Genomic DNA, 15,982 nt, shown 5'->3' on the forward strand with positions numbered 1-15,982 from the left:
ATCGCCAGGCACGAGCCGATAAATATTCACCAACCGTTTCACGCCAGCGCCGGCGTCGTGCCGAGGAGGCAGTCATGATCAAAGTCAGTGAAATCCTGCGCGTCAAAGGCGATGCGCTTTACACGGCCAGCCCGGATACTCCCGTCGCCCAGGTCGTCGATACCATGGCGCTGCAGGACATCGGTTCTCTCGTCATCATGGAATTCGGCGAGTTGGTGGGCATGCTGACGTTCCGCGAAATCATTCGCCACCTGCATGCCAACGGCGGCTCGCTGGGCACGACCACCATTCGCTCCATCATGGACGACGCGCCGGTCACGGTGTCGCCCAACACCGAAGTCAATGAGGTGCGTCGCTTGATGCTCGACAAGCACGCCCGGTACATCCCCGTCATGGACGGGCGCATGTTGCTGGGGGTCATCTCCTTCTACGACGTGGCCAAGGCCGTATTGGAAGCCCAAAGCTTCGAAAACCGCATGCTCAAGGCTTATATCCGCGACTGGCCGGGCGAGCAGCGGGAAGCCGAAAGCCAGCTCTGAAGTGCCGACGGGGGCTGGATGCACCGGATCGGTGATCCGGTGCGATAATCACGGGTCACGCGCGTCCGCGTCCCTTTCGGAGCCAGATTCCCCATGCCAGGCAGCACCCTCGGAGAACTCTTTCGCGTCACCAATTTCGGCGAGTCGCACGGGCCCGCGGTCGGCTGTGTGATCGACGGCTGCCCGCCGGGGTTGGAGCTCACCGAGGCGGACATCCAGGTCGAGCTCGACCGGCGGCGTCCCGGCACCTCGCGCCACGTGACGCAGCGGCAGGAACCGGACCAGGTTGAAATCCTTTCGGGCGTCTACGAAGGCAAGACGACGGGCACGCCTATCGCGCTCCTGATCCGGAACCAGGATGCCCGCAGCAAGGATTACAGCAGCATCGCCGAAACCTTCCGTCCCGGTCACGCCGACTACACCTACTGGCACAAGTTCGGGATCCGTGATCCTCGCGGCGGCGGACGCTCGTCGGCCCGCCTGACGGCCCCGACGGTCGCAGCCGGGGCCGTGGCCAAGAAATGGCTGGCGCAGCGCTACGGCGTGCTGGTGCGCGGCTACATGAGCCAGCTGGGCAGTATCGAAATCCCCTTCGAAAGCTGGGAGGCGGTCCATACCAATCCCTTCTTTGCGCCCGGCCACAGTAAGTTGGCCGAGCTCGAGGCCTACATGGACCAGCTGCGCCGCGATGGCGATTCCGTGGGGGCCCGCATCGAAGTGGTGGCCGAGAACGTGCCCGTGGGCTTGGGGGAACCGATCTACGGCCGGTTGGATGCCGACATCGCCTACGCGATGATGGGCCTGAATGCCGTGAAGGCGGTGGAGATCGGCGCAGGGTTCCACAGCGTGCAGCAACGCGGCACCGAGCACGGCGACGAACTCACGCCGGACGGTTTCCTGTCGAACAATGCCGGCGGGATCCTGGGCGGCATTTCGACCGGGCAGCCGATCACGGTCTCATTGGGCATCAAGCCTACCTCCAGCATCCGGAGCCCGCGCCGTTCCATCGACAAAGCCGGCAACCCGACGGTCGTGCAAACCCTTGGACGCCACGATCCCTGCGTGGGCATCCGGGCGACTCCGATTGCCGAAGCCTTGCTGGCCCTGGTGATCGCCGACCACGCCCTGCGCCACCGTGCCCAATGCGTCGATGTCGCCGTGTCGACGCCGGACATCGCCCGCGCCGCCCGATAGCAGGATTGCGCCGCTTTTGGTGCAAAATTGCCTCTGGCTTTCTTGCCGGGGGCATCATGAGGATCACCACGAAGTATTCTGCGTTCGCCCGCCGCGTCACGATGGCGGCGCTGTTGGCGCTGGCGGTTGCCGGCTGCGAATCCGTCCAGACCACGCAAAGCGGGGCCATAGGCATCAACCGCACCCAGCGCATGTCGAGCCTGGTTTCCGAGGCCCAGTTGAACCAGCAGGCGGCCCAGCTCTACCAGCAGACGCTCACGGGGGCGCGCAGCAAGGGGCAGCTCAACACCAACGCTTCCCAGTTGTCGCGCGTCAGGGCCATTTCCCAGCGCCTGATCGCCCAGGTCGGCGCGTTCCGTCCGGACGCCGCAAACTGGAAATGGGAAGTCAATGTCATCGATAGCAAAGAGGTCAACGCCTGGTGCATGCCCGGCGGCAAGATTGCCGTCTATACCGGGCTCTTGGACACGATCAAGCCTACGGACGACGAGCTGGCCGCGGTGTTGGGGCATGAAATCGCCCATGCGCTGCGCGAGCATGCGCGCGAACGCGCCTCGGAGCAAATGGCGACCAACGTGGGGCTCAGCGTGCTGGCCGCCATTACCGGCTCGCAGGCGACGTCGGACTTAGGCGGCGCGCTGGCCAATGTGATGTTCGCCTTGCCCAACAGCCGTCTGCACGAGACCGAGGCCGATCGCATGGGCGTGGAGCTGGCGGCCCGGGCGGGATACGATCCCCGCGCGGCTGTGACGCTGTGGACCAAAATGGGGCAGGTAGGTGGCTCCGCGCCGCCCGAAATCCTGTCCACCCACCCTTCGGCGGAGTCGCGGATCGCGGACCTGAAACAGGCATCCGAGAAAGTCCTGCCGCTGTACCAGCAGGCGAGGGCGAAGCGGTGACGCCTGGCAGCTTTCGCCTCTCGGGATCCCCTGGGCGCCCGTGGCCGGCGCCCAGGGGGGTTCATATATAATCAAGAGTTCCCTATACCCTGAGCGGGTTTTGTCGAGGCCGGTCCTCGCGCCAGGGCGGCGCCTCGAGGCACCGCCCCGAGCGGCAGTATGAGCCCGTTCAATTTTTTGGCCGGAAACTCATGCCTCAGACTCTTTACGACAAGTTGTGGGACGCCCACGTCGTCCATCAGGAAGAAGATGGTACCTGTCTGATCTACATCGATCGCCACCTGGTGCACGAAGTCACCAGCCCGCAGGCGTTCGAGGGTCTGAAGCTAGCCGGCCGCAAGGTCTGGCGCATCAGCGCCAACCTCGCCGTGGCCGACCACAACGTGCCGACGCACAACCGTGACCAAGGCATCGCCGACCCGATTTCCCGGCTGCAGGTCACCACGCTGGATGCCAACTGCCGCGACTTCGGCATCGTCGAGTTCGACATGGGCGATCGCCGGCAGGGCATCGTGCACGTGATCGGGCCGGAGCAGGGCGCCACGCTGCCCGGCATGACCGTGGTCTGCGGGGACTCGCACACCAGTACCCACGGCGCCGTGGCCGCCATGGCCTTCGGCATCGGCACCTCCGAGGTCGAGCATGCATTGGCCACGCAGACGCTGCTCGCCAAGAAGAACAAGAACATGATGGTGCGTGTCGAGGGCAAGCTGCCCGCTGGCTGCACGGCCAAGGACCTCGTGCTGCACGTGATCGGAAAGATCGGCACGGCCGGGGGCACGGGGCACGCCATCGAGTTCGCGGGCAGCACCATCCGCGACCTCTCCATCGAGGGCCGCATGACGATTTGCAACATGGCCATCGAGGCGGGTGCGCGCGTCGGGCTGGTGGCGGTGGACGAGAAAACCATCGAATACTTCCGCGGCCGTCCTTATGCGCCCAAGGGCGAGGCCTGGGACAAGGCCGTCGCGTATTGGAAGACGCTGCATTCCGACGAGGGTGCGCATTTCGACCGCGTGGTCGAGATCGATGCCTCTGAGATCGAGCCGCAGGTGACCTGGGGCACTTCTCCCGAAATGGTGCTGCCGGTGAGCGCCCGCCTGCCCGACCCGGCGCAGGAGCAGGACGAAACGCGCCGCGCGGGCATGGAACGCGCGTTCGAATACATGGGCCTGACCCCGAACATGCCGATCACCGACATCAAGATCGACAAGGTGTTCATCGGCTCGTGCACGAACTCGCGCATCGAGGACTTCCGCGCCGCCGCCGCAGTGCTGCGCGGCAAGCGCATCGCGCCCAACGTCAAGCTGGCCCTGGCCGTTCCGGGATCTGGCTTGGTCAAGGCCCAGGCCGAGCAAGAGGGCCTGGACAAGGTCTTCATCGAAGCCGGTTTCGAGTGGCGGGATCCGGGCTGCTCCATGTGCCTGGCCATGAACGACGACCGGCTGGAGCCGGGCGAGCGTTGCGCGTCCACCTCGAACCGTAATTTCGAAGGCCGGCAGGGTGCGGGCGGCCGCACGCACCTGGTCAGCCCCGCGATGGCGGCCGCGGCAGCGGTCGCAGGCCATTTCGTCGACGTCCGCAAGGTCAACTGAGGTAGAACATCATGCAAGCATTTACCACTCATGAGGGCCTGGTGGCACCGCTGGACCGCGAGAACGTCGATACGGACCAGATCATTCCCAAGCAGTTCCTGAAGTCCATCCATCGCACCGGTTTCGGCCCCAATCTTTTCGACGCCTGGCGTTACTTGGACGAAGGGCAGCCGGGCATGGACAACAGCAAGCGCCCGCTGAACCCGGACTTCGTGCTGAACAAGCCCCGCTACCAAGGTGCTTCCATCCTGCTGGCGCGCAAGAACTTCGGTTGCGGCTCCAGCCGCGAGCATGCCCCGTGGGCGCTGGAGCAATATGGCTTTCGCGCGGTAATCGCGCCGTCGTTTGCCGACATCTTCTTCAACAACTGCTTCAAGAACGGCCTGCTGCCCGTCGTGCTGTCCGAAGAAGAGGTCGATCTCCTGTTCAGCGAGGTCGAGGCCCAGGAAGGCTACAAGCTCACCATCGATCTCGAGCGCCAGGTGGTGGTGACGCCGTCGGGGCGCGAGTTCTCCTTCCGCATCGACAACTTCCGCAAATACTGCATGTTGAACGGACTGGACGAAATCGGCCTGACCCTGCGCCACGCAGACAAGATCAAGGCCTTCGAAGAGAAACGCCTGGCCGCGCATCCGTGGCTGGACGTTCCCGAGCTCCGGGGCACCGCACGTTAATGGGCCCTTGTGGGCGCGGCAGCCGGCGGGCCGGTGCGCCGCGCCGACGGGCAGAGAATCGAGTCAGTTTTTTGGATTGAAGCATGACACAACACATCGCAGTGCTGCCGGGAGACGGCATCGGTCCTGAAATCGTCGAGCAAGCCGTCCGCGTGCTGACTGCGCTGGGCGAATCGTTTACGCTCGAGACCCAGCCGGTGGGCGGCGCTGCGTACGAGGCGTCGGGGCATCCGCTGCCGCCTGCCACGCTCGAATTGGCCAAGAAGGCCGACGCCGTGCTGTTCGGTGCCGTGGGCGATTGGAAGTACGACAAGCTCGAGCGTGCCCTGCGGCCCGAGCAGGCCATTCTCGGCCTGCGCAAGCACCTGGGCTTGTTCGCCAATTTGCGGCCCGCCGTGTTGTATCCCGAGCTCGCCAACGCGTCCTCGCTCAAGCCCGAGGTCGTTTCTGGGCTGGACATACTGATCATCCGCGAACTGACGGGCGACATTTATTTCGGCCAGCCGCGCGGCGTTCGCACGGCGCCCGACGGTCCGTTCGCGGGCGAGCGCGAGGGCTTCGACACCATGCGCTACGCGGAACCCGAGATTCGCCGTATCGCCCACGTCGCGTTCCAGACTGCCCGCAAGCGCCGCAAGAAGTTGTGCAGCGTCGACAAATCCAACGTGCTCGAGACGTTCCAGTTCTGGAAAGACATCGTCACCGAGGTCGGCAAGGAGTATCCTGACGTCGAGCTCAGCCACATGTACGTGGACAATGCCGCCATGCAACTCGTGCGCGCGCCCAAGCAATTCGACGTCATCGTGACCGGCAACATGTTCGGCGACATCCTCTCCGACCAAGCCTCGATGCTGACGGGCTCCATCGGCATGCTGCCCTCCGCATCGTTGAACGAAACGGGCAAGGGGCTCTACGAGCCCAGCCACGGATCTGCGCCCGACATTGCCGGCAAGGACATCGCCAACCCGTTGGCCACGATTCTTTCGGCGGCGATGATGCTGCGTTATTCCCTCGACAAGGCGGCCCAGGCCGACCGGATCGAGGCAGCCGTCAAGAAGGTGCTGGAGCAGGGTTTGCGCACGGCCGACATCTACGAAGAAGGCACGATTAAAGTCGGCACTGCCGAGATGGGCAGTGCCGTGATCAAAGCTCTGTAACCAGCCTGCGTATCGCGCCCCCCGGGTGTGATGCGCCCGGCAAACAGATTCAATCTGGACTACTTGTTAGGGGTGTGTAAATGAAAGCAGTTGGTCTGGTCGGCTGGCGAGGCATGGTCGGTTCCGTGCTCATGCAGCGCATGCGCGACGAAAACGATTTCTCTCTGATCGAGCCGGTGTTCTTCTCGACCAGCAACGCCGGAGGCGCCGCGCCCGCCTGGGCGGAAGGCGCCGGCCCGTTGCAGAATGCATACGACATCGACGCGCTGAAAAAGCTGCCCATCATCGTGACGGCGCAAGGCGGCGATTACACCACCGAGGTTTTTCCCAAGCTGCGTGCGGCGGGCTGGGACGGCATCTGGATCGATGCCGCCAGCACCCTGCGCATGAAAGACGATGCCATCATCGTGCTGGATCCGGTCAACCGCAAGGTGATCGACGAGGCGCTCAAGAAGGGCGTCAAGAACTACATCGGCGGTAATTGCACGGTCAGCTGCATGCTGATGGGCCTGGGCGGCCTATTCCAGCACGACCTGGTCGAGTGGATGACCAGCATGACCTATCAGGCCGCCTCGGGCGGCGGCGCGCAGCACATGCGCGAACTGTTGACGCAATTCGGCCTGATCAACGCCACGGTGGCCGATCTGCTGGCCGATCCCGCCTCGGCCATCCTGGAGATCGACCGCACCGTGCTCGCCAAGCAGCAGGACGGCTCGCTGCCCCAGGAGCACTTTGGCGTGCCCTTGGCCGGCAACCTCATCCCGTGGATCGACAAGGACCTCGGCAACGGCACCTCGCGCGAAGAGTGGAAGGGCGGGGCCGAAACCAACAAGATCCTTGGCCGCGGCGAGGGGTTCGGCTCGACGCCCGTGCCCATCGACGGCTTGTGCGTGCGCATCGGTGCGATGCGGTGCCACAGCCAGGCGCTGACCATCAAGCTGAAGCGGGACGTGCCGCTGGACGAGATCGAGGATATCCTTCGCCAGAACAATCCGTGGGCCAAAGTCATCCCGAATACGCGCGAAGCGTCGATGCAGTCGCTCACGCCGGTAGCCGTGACAGGTACGCTGGATATTCCTGTCGGCCGCATGCGCAAGCTGGCGATGGGGCCGGAATACCTGAGCGCCTTCACCGTGGGCGATCAATTGCTGTGGGGCGCCGCCGAGCCGCTGCGCCGCATGCTGCGCATCGTGCTGGGCGAGCTCTGATCCAGCGAATCGGCGGTGCGCGTCCGTGGAGGCGCGCCGCCGTGCGACGAATTTCCCCCGGGGGGCCGACGCCTGGCGGAAAAAGGGGGGCTTCGGCTTTGACCGGATCAAAGCCGGCAGCACGTTGGGAAAGGAACTGGCGCACGGGACGAGGATGAAAGCACTTCCCTATCTGAAAGCAGGTTCGGTTCGAAAACGTGGTGTTTCGCGTCGGGGCAGGCCATCGTCCCGGTTCGCGGCATTCGGGATGGCGCTGGGCGCCGTGGCCTCGGTCCATGCCGCGGATCTCGGCGGCTTGAAGATTTTGTCCGCCGCGGGGGGCCCCTTGCGGGCAGAGATCGCGGTCACCGCGCTCACGCCGCAGGAAGCCAGCACGTTGAAGGCGGCCGTCGCACCGCGCGACGTCTACCGCCAGACCCGGCTCGAGTATGCCGAGGCGCTTTCCCAGTTGAAGCTGTCCGTCGAAGATCGCCCGGGCGGGCGCAAGGTCGTCGTGGTGACCTCTGCGGCTCCACTGGACGTCCACGTGCTGGACTTGCTCGTGGAGCTGACGTGGAACATGGGGCGCTTCATTCGTCAGTACACCTTCATCCTCGACACCCCCGCGCCCCGCGCGCTGGCGCCGGAATCCGGCGTTCCTGCGAGCGGCTCCATTGCGGTGAATCCTGGCGACACCCTATATGGAATCGCCGGCAGACTGCAGCCAGAAGGCACATCGGTGCTGCAGGTGATGGCTGCATTGTTCCATGCCAATCCCCAGGCGTTCATTCAAGGAAACATGAACCTGCTGCGTGCCGGCGCATCGCTGGCCGCGCCGACCGCCGAGGCGATCGCGGCGATCGACCCGGCCGAGGCACAGGCCTTGTTCGCTTCCCATGCCCAGGCATTCGAAGCCTATCGCCAACGCATCGCGGGCCAGGCGGGCCAGCAGCCGGCCGCGGCAGAAAGCCGGGGCGCCGAGGCTCGCGGAGAGATAGCTAAGTCGGCCGCCGCGCCCGTGGTGCCGCCGGTTTCGGAAGGGGACGCGGTCAGGCTTTCGGGAGGCGGCCAGGCAAGCGACGAGCGCGGGATGCGCGACAGGTTGGAAGAGGAGCGCGATGCCACCGCCAAGGCAGTACGCGAGGCGGAAGAGCGCATGCGGCTCCTGCAGAGCAACGTAGAAGCCATGCGCGGTTTGCTCGAGGCCCAGAACGAGACTCTGGCCCGCATGGAGCAGCAGGCCCGCGAGCGCGCCGGGGCAGAGGCGGTGGCCGTGCCGCCCCCGACCCCGGCGGTGCCGGAAGGCGCCTCGGACGCTGCCCCCGCCTCGCCATCATCCGAGCCGCCGGGTCCGGCCTCCACCGATTCCGCGACTTCCGCGGCGGATGAGGCGCCATCGGCATCGCCCGCTCCTGCCGGTTCGGGCGAAGGCGGGGCCGAGGCGCAGCCGGCCGGGGGGCAGGCCGAACAGGGCGGGTTGCAGGACGCTCCGCTCGTCCGCAAGATCCAGGACCACAGCGTGGCCGTCTTCGGTGCCATCGTCGCCTTGCTCGCGGTCATCTTCAGCGCACTGGCATTGCGGCGCCGCGGTGCACGCGCGGAAGACGACCAGGCCCGCGAAGCCGAGTTGCGGGAGGACGGCGACGCGCAGGACGATCCCGACTCGCTGCCGCCTTCGGAACCGCAACCCGTCAACCATTTGCGCGACTGGGACGATATCCCGCCATTTCCCATTCCTGCCGCGACCGACCGCGTCGCGGGCGAAGCCGAGGATTACCCGGACGACGACGAGCCGGTCGCTGATGCGGCCCCGCCCGCCGGGCCCATACCGCCTGCCGCGGCGGCAGCGTTCGCGCTTGACCTGAACCTCGGCGGCCAGCCGCCTTCCTCCTCGACGAACCGGGCCCCCGGCGGCGAACCCGGGTCGCCCGCGCTCGACCTGAGCCCCGACCTGGGCGCTGGGACCGACCCGGCTGCCAAGCTGGACTTGGCCAAGGCCTATGCCGACATGGGCGATCGCGAGGGCGCGCGCGAATTGCTGGAAGAAGTCCTGCGCGATGGGGACGCCGTTCAGCGCGAGCGGGCCAGGGCCCTATTGGCGACGTGGTAGGGGAGGATATGGCGCGTATCGCCCTGGGGCTGAGTTACGACGGCGCGCCGTGGCTGGGCTGGCAGACGCAACCGCATCGGCGCACCGTCCAGGATGCCTTGGAAGCGGCGCTGGCTGCGTTCGTCGGCCGACCCGTGAGCACCGTTTGCGCGGGGCGCACCGACACCGGCGTCCATGCCGTGCAGCAAGTCGTCCATCTCGATACCGATGTGGAACGGCCCGAGCAGGCCTGGGTGCGCGGCGTGAACGCGCACCTGCCGCCCAGCATCGCCGTGCGTTGGGCGCGGGTGGTCGGGGAGGATTTCCATGCTCGCTTTTCCGCCCGTTCGCGCGCGTATGTGTACCTGTTGCTGGAAGATCCGGTGCGATCGCCGCTGTGGGCGGGCAGGGCCGGATGGAGTTTCCGTCCAATCGACGTCGAGGCGATGCGAGCCGGTGCGGCCCATCTCCTTGGTGAGCACGACTTCAGCAGCTTTCGTTCGTCGGAGTGCCAGGCCGCTTCACCCGTGCGCACGCTCCACGAGCTGAGCATCGAGCGCCGCGGCCGTCTCATCGTATTCACGGTGCGCGCCAACGCTTTCCTGCACCACATGGTGCGGAATATCGTGGGCGCGCTGGTATACGTGGGGCAGGGTAGGCAGCCCGCGGACTGGATGCCGGCGCTACTCGCCGAGCGCAACCGCACCAAGGCGCCGCCGACTTTCTCGCCCGATGGCCTGTACCTGACCGGCGTGTCCTATCCGGAATGCCACGGATTGCCTCCTACCGACGCGACCGACGAGGTCCGCCTGGGCATTTGAGCAGCGCGCCGCTGGCAGCCGGCCTCTATCCTGGGCGGGCGGTATGATTACGCCTATGTCCCGTACCCGTATCAAGATCTGCGGCCTGACCCGCGAGCAAGACATCGCCGCGGCCGTTTCCGCTGGCGTCGACGCCATCGGCTTCGTGTTTTATCCCCCTAGCCGGCGTGCGCTGGCCCCGGCGCGCGCCGCCGAGCTGCGGCGGCTGGTGCCGCCTTTCGTCGACGTCGTCGCGTTATTCGTCAATGCCTCCGAGGCCGAGGTTCGGGAGGTGCTCGAGACCGTCCAGCCGGACTTGCTCCAGTTCCATGGCGACGAAGCGCCCGAGGAGTGCGAGCGCTACGGACGCCGTTACCTACGGGCCTTCCGCGTCGGGGCGCCGGGTATGGAGACCTCCCCGGCTTTGTTAAAATCGTGTGAACGTTACGGTTCTGCCGCCGGCTGGCTGTTCGACAGCCATTCCGAAGGTTACGGCGGCAGCGGGAGAGTGTTCGATTGGTCCCTGCTCGGCAGCGAAAGCGTGCGTCCGGTCGTTTTGTCTGGTGGGTTGCATGCCGGAAATGTGGCGGCAGCCATTGAAGCCGTGCGCCCTTTTGCCGTCGACGTCAGCAGCGGCGTAGAGCTGTCGCCAGGCATCAAGTGCGCGGACAAGATCGCGCAGTTCGTGGCCCAGGTGAAGCGGGCCGATGGCTGTCGATGACGTTGACTTTCACAATCCGTGCGGCGCATGCCCCCTGGGCACTGCCCCGTCCCTCACCGGAACTCTCAAGTGAACACCTACGATTTTCCTGACGCAAGCGGCCATTTCGGTCCATATGGCGGCGTGTTCGTGGCGGAAACGCTGATGCACGCCTTGGATGAGCTGCGTCAGACTTACGCGCGCTACCAAAACGATCCCGAATTCCTCGAAGAGTTCAGGTATGAACTTGCCCACTTCGTCGGCCGCCCCAGCCCCGTCTACCATGCCAAGCGCTGGTCGGAGGAGCTGGGGGGCGCGCAGATCTGGTTCAAGCGCGAAGACCTGAACCACACCGGCGCCCACAAGGTCAACAACTGCATTGGCCAGGCCCTCTTGGCGCGCCGCATGGGCAAGCGCCGCGTGATTGCCGAAACGGGCGCCGGGCAGCATGGCGTGGCCACGGCCACGGTGGCGGCGCGTTACGGCATGGAATGCGTGGTCTACATGGGCAGTGAAGACGTCAAGCGCCAGGCGGCCAACGTCTACCGCATGAAGCTGCTCGGCGCCACCGTGGTGCCCGTGGAATCAGGCTCGCGCACGCTCAAGGATGCGCTGAACGAGGCCATGCGCGACTGGGTCACCAATGTGGAGAGCACTTTCTACATCATCGGCACCGTCGCGGGTCCGCATCCTTACCCCATGCTGGTGCGGGATTTCCAGACGGTCATTGGCAAAGAGTGCCTGGTGCAGATGCCGGAGGCTGCTGGCCGCCAGCCGGACATGATCATCGCGGCGGTAGGCGGCGGCTCGAACGCCATGGGCATCTTCCATCCTTACCTCGGGCACGATAACGTGCAGTTGGTGGGGGTCGAGGCTGCGGGCGAAGGGCTGCACACCGGGCGCCACGCGGCGTCCCTGCAGGGCGGTGCGCCCGGCGTGTTGCACGGCAATCGCACCTACATCCTGCAGGATGAGAATGGCCAGGTGATCGATACCCATTCGATTTCGGCCGGCCTCGATTATCCCGGGGTCGGCCCGGAACACGCCTGGCTCAAGGACAGCGGCCGCGCGACTTACGTCGGCGTGACCGACGAAGAGGCGCTGGCGGCCTTCCACCATTGCTGCCGGGTCGAGGGCATCATCCCGGCGCTGGAGTCGTCGCATGCCATCGCGTATGCAGCGCGCGTGGCGCCGACCCTGCCCAAGGACAAAATCCTGCTGGTCAATCTCTCCGGACGCGGCGACAAGGACATGCACACCGTCGCCGAACGTTCCGGCATCGTGTTTTGAAGGCGGTCTTCATGTCGTCATCTTCCCGTATTGCGGCCGCTTTTGCCCGCCGCGGCGCCGCTGGCCGCACCAGCGCGCTGATTCCGTACATTACCGCCGGCTATCCCAGCCCGGCGGCGACGCTTCCCATCATGCACGCGCTGGTCGAGGCCGGGGCGGACGTGCTCGAACTGGGCGTGCCTTTTTCCGATCCCATGGCCGACGGGCCCGTCATCCAGCGTTCCAGCCAGCATGCGCTAGAGCAGGGCGTGGGGCTACGCGACGTGCTGACCATGGTGAAAACCTTTCGCCAGGTCGATGACCGGACGCCAGTGGTGTTGATGGGCTACGCCAATCCGATCGAGCGCATGGGGCAGGCGGAGTTCGCCGCCGCCGCGCAGGCCGCTGGCGTGGACGGCTGCCTGGTGGTGGACTATCCCCCGGAAGAGACCGGGGAGTTCTCGGCCATGCTCGAGCGGCATGGCATCGATCCCATTTTCTTGCTCGCGCCCACTACCACGGATGAGCGCATCCAGGCCGTTGCCCGGGTGGCCCGCGGGTACGTTTATTACGTCTCCCTGAAGGGCGTGACCGGGGCCGGGCACCTCGACGTGGACGACGTTTCGCGCAGGTTGGCGCACATCCGGCGTTTCGTCTCCCTGCCGGTGGGCGTGGGCTTTGGCATCCGCGATGCCGCCAGCGCACAGGCCTTGGGCGCCGTCGCCGATGCCGTGGTCATCGGCAGCCGGCTGATCCAGGAAATCGAATCTGCCGCCCAAGGGGTGCCCGCGGATCAGCTGTCGGACGCCTGCGCTCGTGCGGCCGGCGCGTGGTTGCGTACAATCCGGGTGGCACTCGACGCTCCGCCCCCAGGCGGCGCCACCCATGAATCAAGGAAATCCGCATGAGCTGGATAGAAAAACTGCTCCCTCCCCGCATTAGGACTACCGACGGCTCGGCACGGCGTGTGCCGGAGGGGCTGTGGGTCAAGTGCCCATCGTGCGAGTCGGTGCTGTACCGCGACGATCTGGACAAGAACCTGAACGTTTGCCCAAAATGCGAACACCACATGCGCATCAGCGCGCGGCAGCGCATCGATGCGCTGCTCGATGCGGAAGGTCGGTACGAGATCGGCCTTGGCACCTTGCCCGTCGATAGCCTCAAGTTCAAGGACACCAAGAAGTATCCCGATCGCCTGCAGGACGCCATGGCCCAGACCGGGGAAACGGATGCGCTCGTCGTCATGGGCGGAGCCATCCACACGGTGCCCGTCGTGGTGGCTTGCTTCGAGTTCGAATTCATGGGCGGCTCCATGGGCTCGGTGGTCGGCGAGCGTTTCGTGCGCGGGGTGCGTACGGCGGTCGAACAAAAGGTGCCCTTCATTTGCGTCACTGCGTCCGGCGGCGCCCGCATGCAGGAGGGGCTGCTTTCGCTGATGCAGATGGCCAAGACCACGGCGGCCCTGACCTTGCTTTCCGCGCGCAAGCTGCCCTTCATCAGTGTGTTGTCCGACCCGACGATGGGGGGCGTGTCGGCCAGCTTCGCTTTCATGGGCGACATCGTCATCGCCGAGCCCAAGGCCCTGGTAGGCTTTGCCGGCCCCCGCGTCATCGAGCAGACGGTGCGGGAGAAATTGCCTGAAGGATTCCAGCGCGCCGAGTTCCTGCTAGAGAAGGGCGCCATCGACATGATCGTGGATCGCCGCAAGATGCGCGAAGAAATCGCGCGTTTGCTCGCATTGCTGACGCAACAGCCTGCGGACGCGGTCGCCTGAGCGCTTGCGCGGGCGTGTCTCTCCCGCGCCACACTCACTGGACGGCCGAGCCAGCTGCTATAGTCCCGTTTTCCTTCGGGCGAGCCGGTGCGCCGCCTACCCTGGCGGCGTGGCCCGCGCTGCGCCCACCATCCCAAGTCAGGCCGATCCCATGAAGAAAAACATAGCCTTCCTCGCCGTTCTGTCGACCTTGGCAGCGTCGCCTGCCGTCCATGCCGCCGATCCGACCGGCGGTTTCGCATCGGGCGGCTGGAGCGCCCAGTACGGGGTGCTCGACGGCAATCATCGTCTCACGCTCAACTACGAGACGGCACCGCTCTGGCACATGAAGCTGGGTTCCACGCGCCTGGAGCTGGTGGGAGAGCTTGGCGGATCGTATTGGTGGACATCCAGCGCCGACCCCGGCTATGCGCGCCACCTGTGGCAGCTGAACGCGATCCCCATGTTCCGCTGGTGGCCGGCCGAGCGTTTCTACGTCGAAGCAGGCGTGGGCGCGACGCTGATCAGCGATACCAAGTTCCACGACAAGAACCTCAGCACGAACTTCCAATTCGGCGACCACATCGGCGCTGGCTTCAAGCTGAGCAACAACATGCGCGTGGGTTTGCGCGTCTCGCACTTCTCGAATGCCGGGATCAAGCGGCCCAACCAAGGCCTGAACCAGGTCCAGCTCAATTTCGCGATGGCGTTCTGACGGGCCGGCCCGGGCGTGCCGCTGGGCAGACCGGGCGCCTTACGCGGCGGGGGCCGCAAGCGCTACCCGCCTATGTAGCTCATTTCTATCCGCCCGGCGCGAGGCGTATCCGCACTGCGGCGTTCGGAGTAGTTGTCGGTGCGGCCTTGCCAGACATGGGCGATGGCCGCGGCGATGTCTTCGTCGCTAGCACCGCCGCGCAGGAGGGCGCGCAGGTCATAGCCCTGGGTGGCGAACAGGCATAGGTACAACTGGCCCTCGGTAGACAGCCGGGCGCGCGTGCAAGTTGAACAAAAGGCTTGCGTGACGCTCGAGATCACGCCGATTTCTCCCGCCCCGTCGCGATAGCGCCACCGCTGCGCAACTTCTCCGGAATAGTGAGGCTGCAGCGTTTCCAGTGGCCACCTGGCGTCGATGCGGCGCAGGACCTCGGCCGAGGGCAGCACCTCGTCCATTTTCCAGCCATTGGACGCACCTACGTCCATATATTCGATGAATCGCAGCGTGTGGCCCGAATGGCGGAAGTATTCGGCCATCGCTTCGATCTGGTCGTCGTTGACGCCTTTCTTGACCACCATGTTGATCTTGATCGGGCGCAGGCCTGCCTCTGCGGCGGCGTCAATGCCGCGCAGGACGTCGGCGACGGGAAAGTCCACGTCGTTCATGCGACGGAAGACATCGTCGTCCAACGCATCGAGGCTGACGGTGACGCGTCGCAGCCCTGCATCGGCCAATGCGCGCGCCTTGCGGGGCAGGAGCGTCCCGTTCGTGGTGAGCGTCAGGTCCAGGGGTTGTCCGCTTGGCGTGCGCAGCTCGGCGAGCTGTGCGATCAGGGATTCGATATTCTTGCGCAGCAGGGGCTCGCCGCCCGTCAGGCGGATTTTCTCCACGCCGTGCGCGACGAACACGCGCGCCACCCTGACGATCTCTTCGAAGCTCAGCAGCGCGTCATGCGGCAGGTATACGTAATCTTTGCCGAAGACCTCCTTCGGCATGCAGTACACGCAACGAAAGTTACAGCGGTCCGTGACGGAAATGCGCAAGTCGTGCAATCGGCGCCCGCGCGTGTCCAGGAGCCGGCCCGACGGCTCGACGCGAGCGTCCGCCACGGCGGGAATCGCTGTGCGCGCGCGATAATCGATGAGCGGGATGGTCTTGGCAGTCACGATGTCGAAGCAAAGGCGCCGGAGTGCCGGCCTTACCGTAATACTACTCCATCGCGCCGTGCGTCCGCCTTTGAGGCCGCCTCCGGCCCGCTTGCAAAGGTTTAGGCTTGAATAGTCGAGAATGCCGCACCAATCCCGGCCGCGCGGCTACAATGCTCGCCATCGCAGATCCTTTTGCGATGCTCGCGCCTATGCGATGATTTCATACCGACCCCTCCGTAGCGTGCAGGCTATGGGCCGGAGAA

The 15,982-nt window shown here is 65.5% G+C and carries 15 protein-coding genes; 14 read left to right on the top strand and 1 reads right to left on the bottom strand.

The annotated features are described in order from the left end of the window. The first annotated feature begins 74 nt into the window (after positions 1 to 74). From Q0319_RS02825 to Q0319_RS02890, 14 genes are all read left to right on the top strand, one after another. Complete coding sequence (locus tag Q0319_RS02825; protein ID WP_296462781.1) at positions 75 to 539, top strand: CBS domain-containing protein; 465 nt, start codon at positions 75 to 77, stop codon at positions 537 to 539. Between the two features lie 93 nt (positions 540 to 632). Next, a complete protein-coding gene (gene aroC / locus Q0319_RS02830; RefSeq protein ID WP_299450743.1) occupies positions 633 to 1,733 on the top strand; it encodes a chorismate synthase in 1,101 nt (366 codons plus the stop codon). A 101-nt stretch (positions 1,734 to 1,834) separates the two neighbouring features. Further along, entirely contained in the window at positions 1,835 to 2,632 is a 798-nt protein-coding gene (locus tag Q0319_RS02835; RefSeq protein ID WP_299450760.1) for a M48 family metallopeptidase, read from the top strand. Positions 2,633 to 2,823: 191 nt separating this feature from the next. Further along, complete coding sequence (leuC, locus tag Q0319_RS02840; RefSeq protein ID WP_296471273.1) at positions 2,824 to 4,227, top strand: 3-isopropylmalate dehydratase large subunit; 1,404 nt, start codon at positions 2,824 to 2,826, stop codon at positions 4,225 to 4,227. A gap of 11 nt (positions 4,228 to 4,238) precedes the next feature. Continuing rightward, positions 4,239 to 4,901, top strand: coding sequence for a 3-isopropylmalate dehydratase small subunit (gene leuD / locus Q0319_RS02845; protein WP_299450745.1), 663 nt, complete (start codon positions 4,239 to 4,241; stop codon positions 4,899 to 4,901). Between the two features lie 83 nt (positions 4,902 to 4,984). After that, a complete protein-coding gene (leuB, locus tag Q0319_RS02850) occupies positions 4,985 to 6,058 on the top strand; it encodes a 3-isopropylmalate dehydrogenase (protein ID WP_299450747.1) in 1,074 nt (357 codons plus the stop codon). Between the two features lie 80 nt (positions 6,059 to 6,138). Further along, entirely contained in the window at positions 6,139 to 7,266 is a 1,128-nt protein-coding gene (asd, locus tag Q0319_RS02855; protein WP_296468280.1) for an aspartate-semialdehyde dehydrogenase, read from the top strand. Between the two features lie 247 nt (positions 7,267 to 7,513). After that, a complete protein-coding gene (locus Q0319_RS02860) occupies positions 7,514 to 9,355 on the top strand; it encodes a FimV/HubP family polar landmark protein (RefSeq protein ID WP_299450749.1) in 1,842 nt (613 codons plus the stop codon). An 8-nt stretch (positions 9,356 to 9,363) separates the two neighbouring features. Then, positions 9,364 to 10,155 (top strand): tRNA pseudouridine(38-40) synthase TruA, encoded by a 792-nt coding sequence (truA, locus tag Q0319_RS02865; RefSeq protein WP_296468284.1) that lies wholly within the window; start codon positions 9,364 to 9,366, stop codon positions 10,153 to 10,155. A 55-nt stretch (positions 10,156 to 10,210) separates the two neighbouring features. Continuing rightward, positions 10,211 to 10,855, top strand: coding sequence for a phosphoribosylanthranilate isomerase (locus Q0319_RS02870; protein ID WP_299450752.1), 645 nt, complete (start codon positions 10,211 to 10,213; stop codon positions 10,853 to 10,855). A gap of 69 nt (positions 10,856 to 10,924) precedes the next feature. Further along, positions 10,925 to 12,124 carry a tryptophan synthase subunit beta gene (gene trpB / locus Q0319_RS02875; RefSeq protein ID WP_296468289.1) on the top strand — a complete coding sequence of 400 codons (1,200 nt, stop codon included), beginning with the start codon at positions 10,925 to 10,927 and terminating at the stop codon, positions 12,122 to 12,124. Between the two features lie 11 nt (positions 12,125 to 12,135). After that, on the top strand, positions 12,136 to 13,011 hold the full coding sequence (gene trpA, locus Q0319_RS02880) for a tryptophan synthase subunit alpha (RefSeq protein WP_296468291.1): 876 nt from the start codon (positions 12,136 to 12,138) through the stop codon (positions 13,009 to 13,011). Then, on the top strand, positions 13,008 to 13,877 hold the full coding sequence (gene accD, locus Q0319_RS02885) for an acetyl-CoA carboxylase, carboxyltransferase subunit beta (protein WP_296468293.1): 870 nt from the start codon (positions 13,008 to 13,010) through the stop codon (positions 13,875 to 13,877). Before trpA ends, accD begins: the two co-directional genes overlap by 4 nt. Before the next feature lie 151 nt (positions 13,878 to 14,028). Next, positions 14,029 to 14,571, top strand: a complete 543-nt coding sequence (locus Q0319_RS02890; RefSeq protein WP_296468295.1) for an acyloxyacyl hydrolase — start codon at positions 14,029 to 14,031, stop codon at positions 14,569 to 14,571. A gap of 62 nt (positions 14,572 to 14,633) precedes the next feature. On the opposite strand, the gene moaA is transcribed toward Q0319_RS02890, so the two are convergent. Beyond that, positions 14,634 to 15,737 (bottom strand): GTP 3',8-cyclase MoaA, encoded by a 1,104-nt coding sequence (gene moaA, locus Q0319_RS02895; RefSeq protein ID WP_296468297.1) that lies wholly within the window; start codon positions 15,735 to 15,737, stop codon positions 14,634 to 14,636. Positions 15,738 to 15,982 lie beyond the last annotated feature (245 nt).

The sequence above is a fragment of the uncultured Pigmentiphaga sp. genome (assembly GCF_937950555.1).
Classification (GTDB): Bacteria; Pseudomonadota; Gammaproteobacteria; order Burkholderiales; family Burkholderiaceae_B; genus Pigmentiphaga.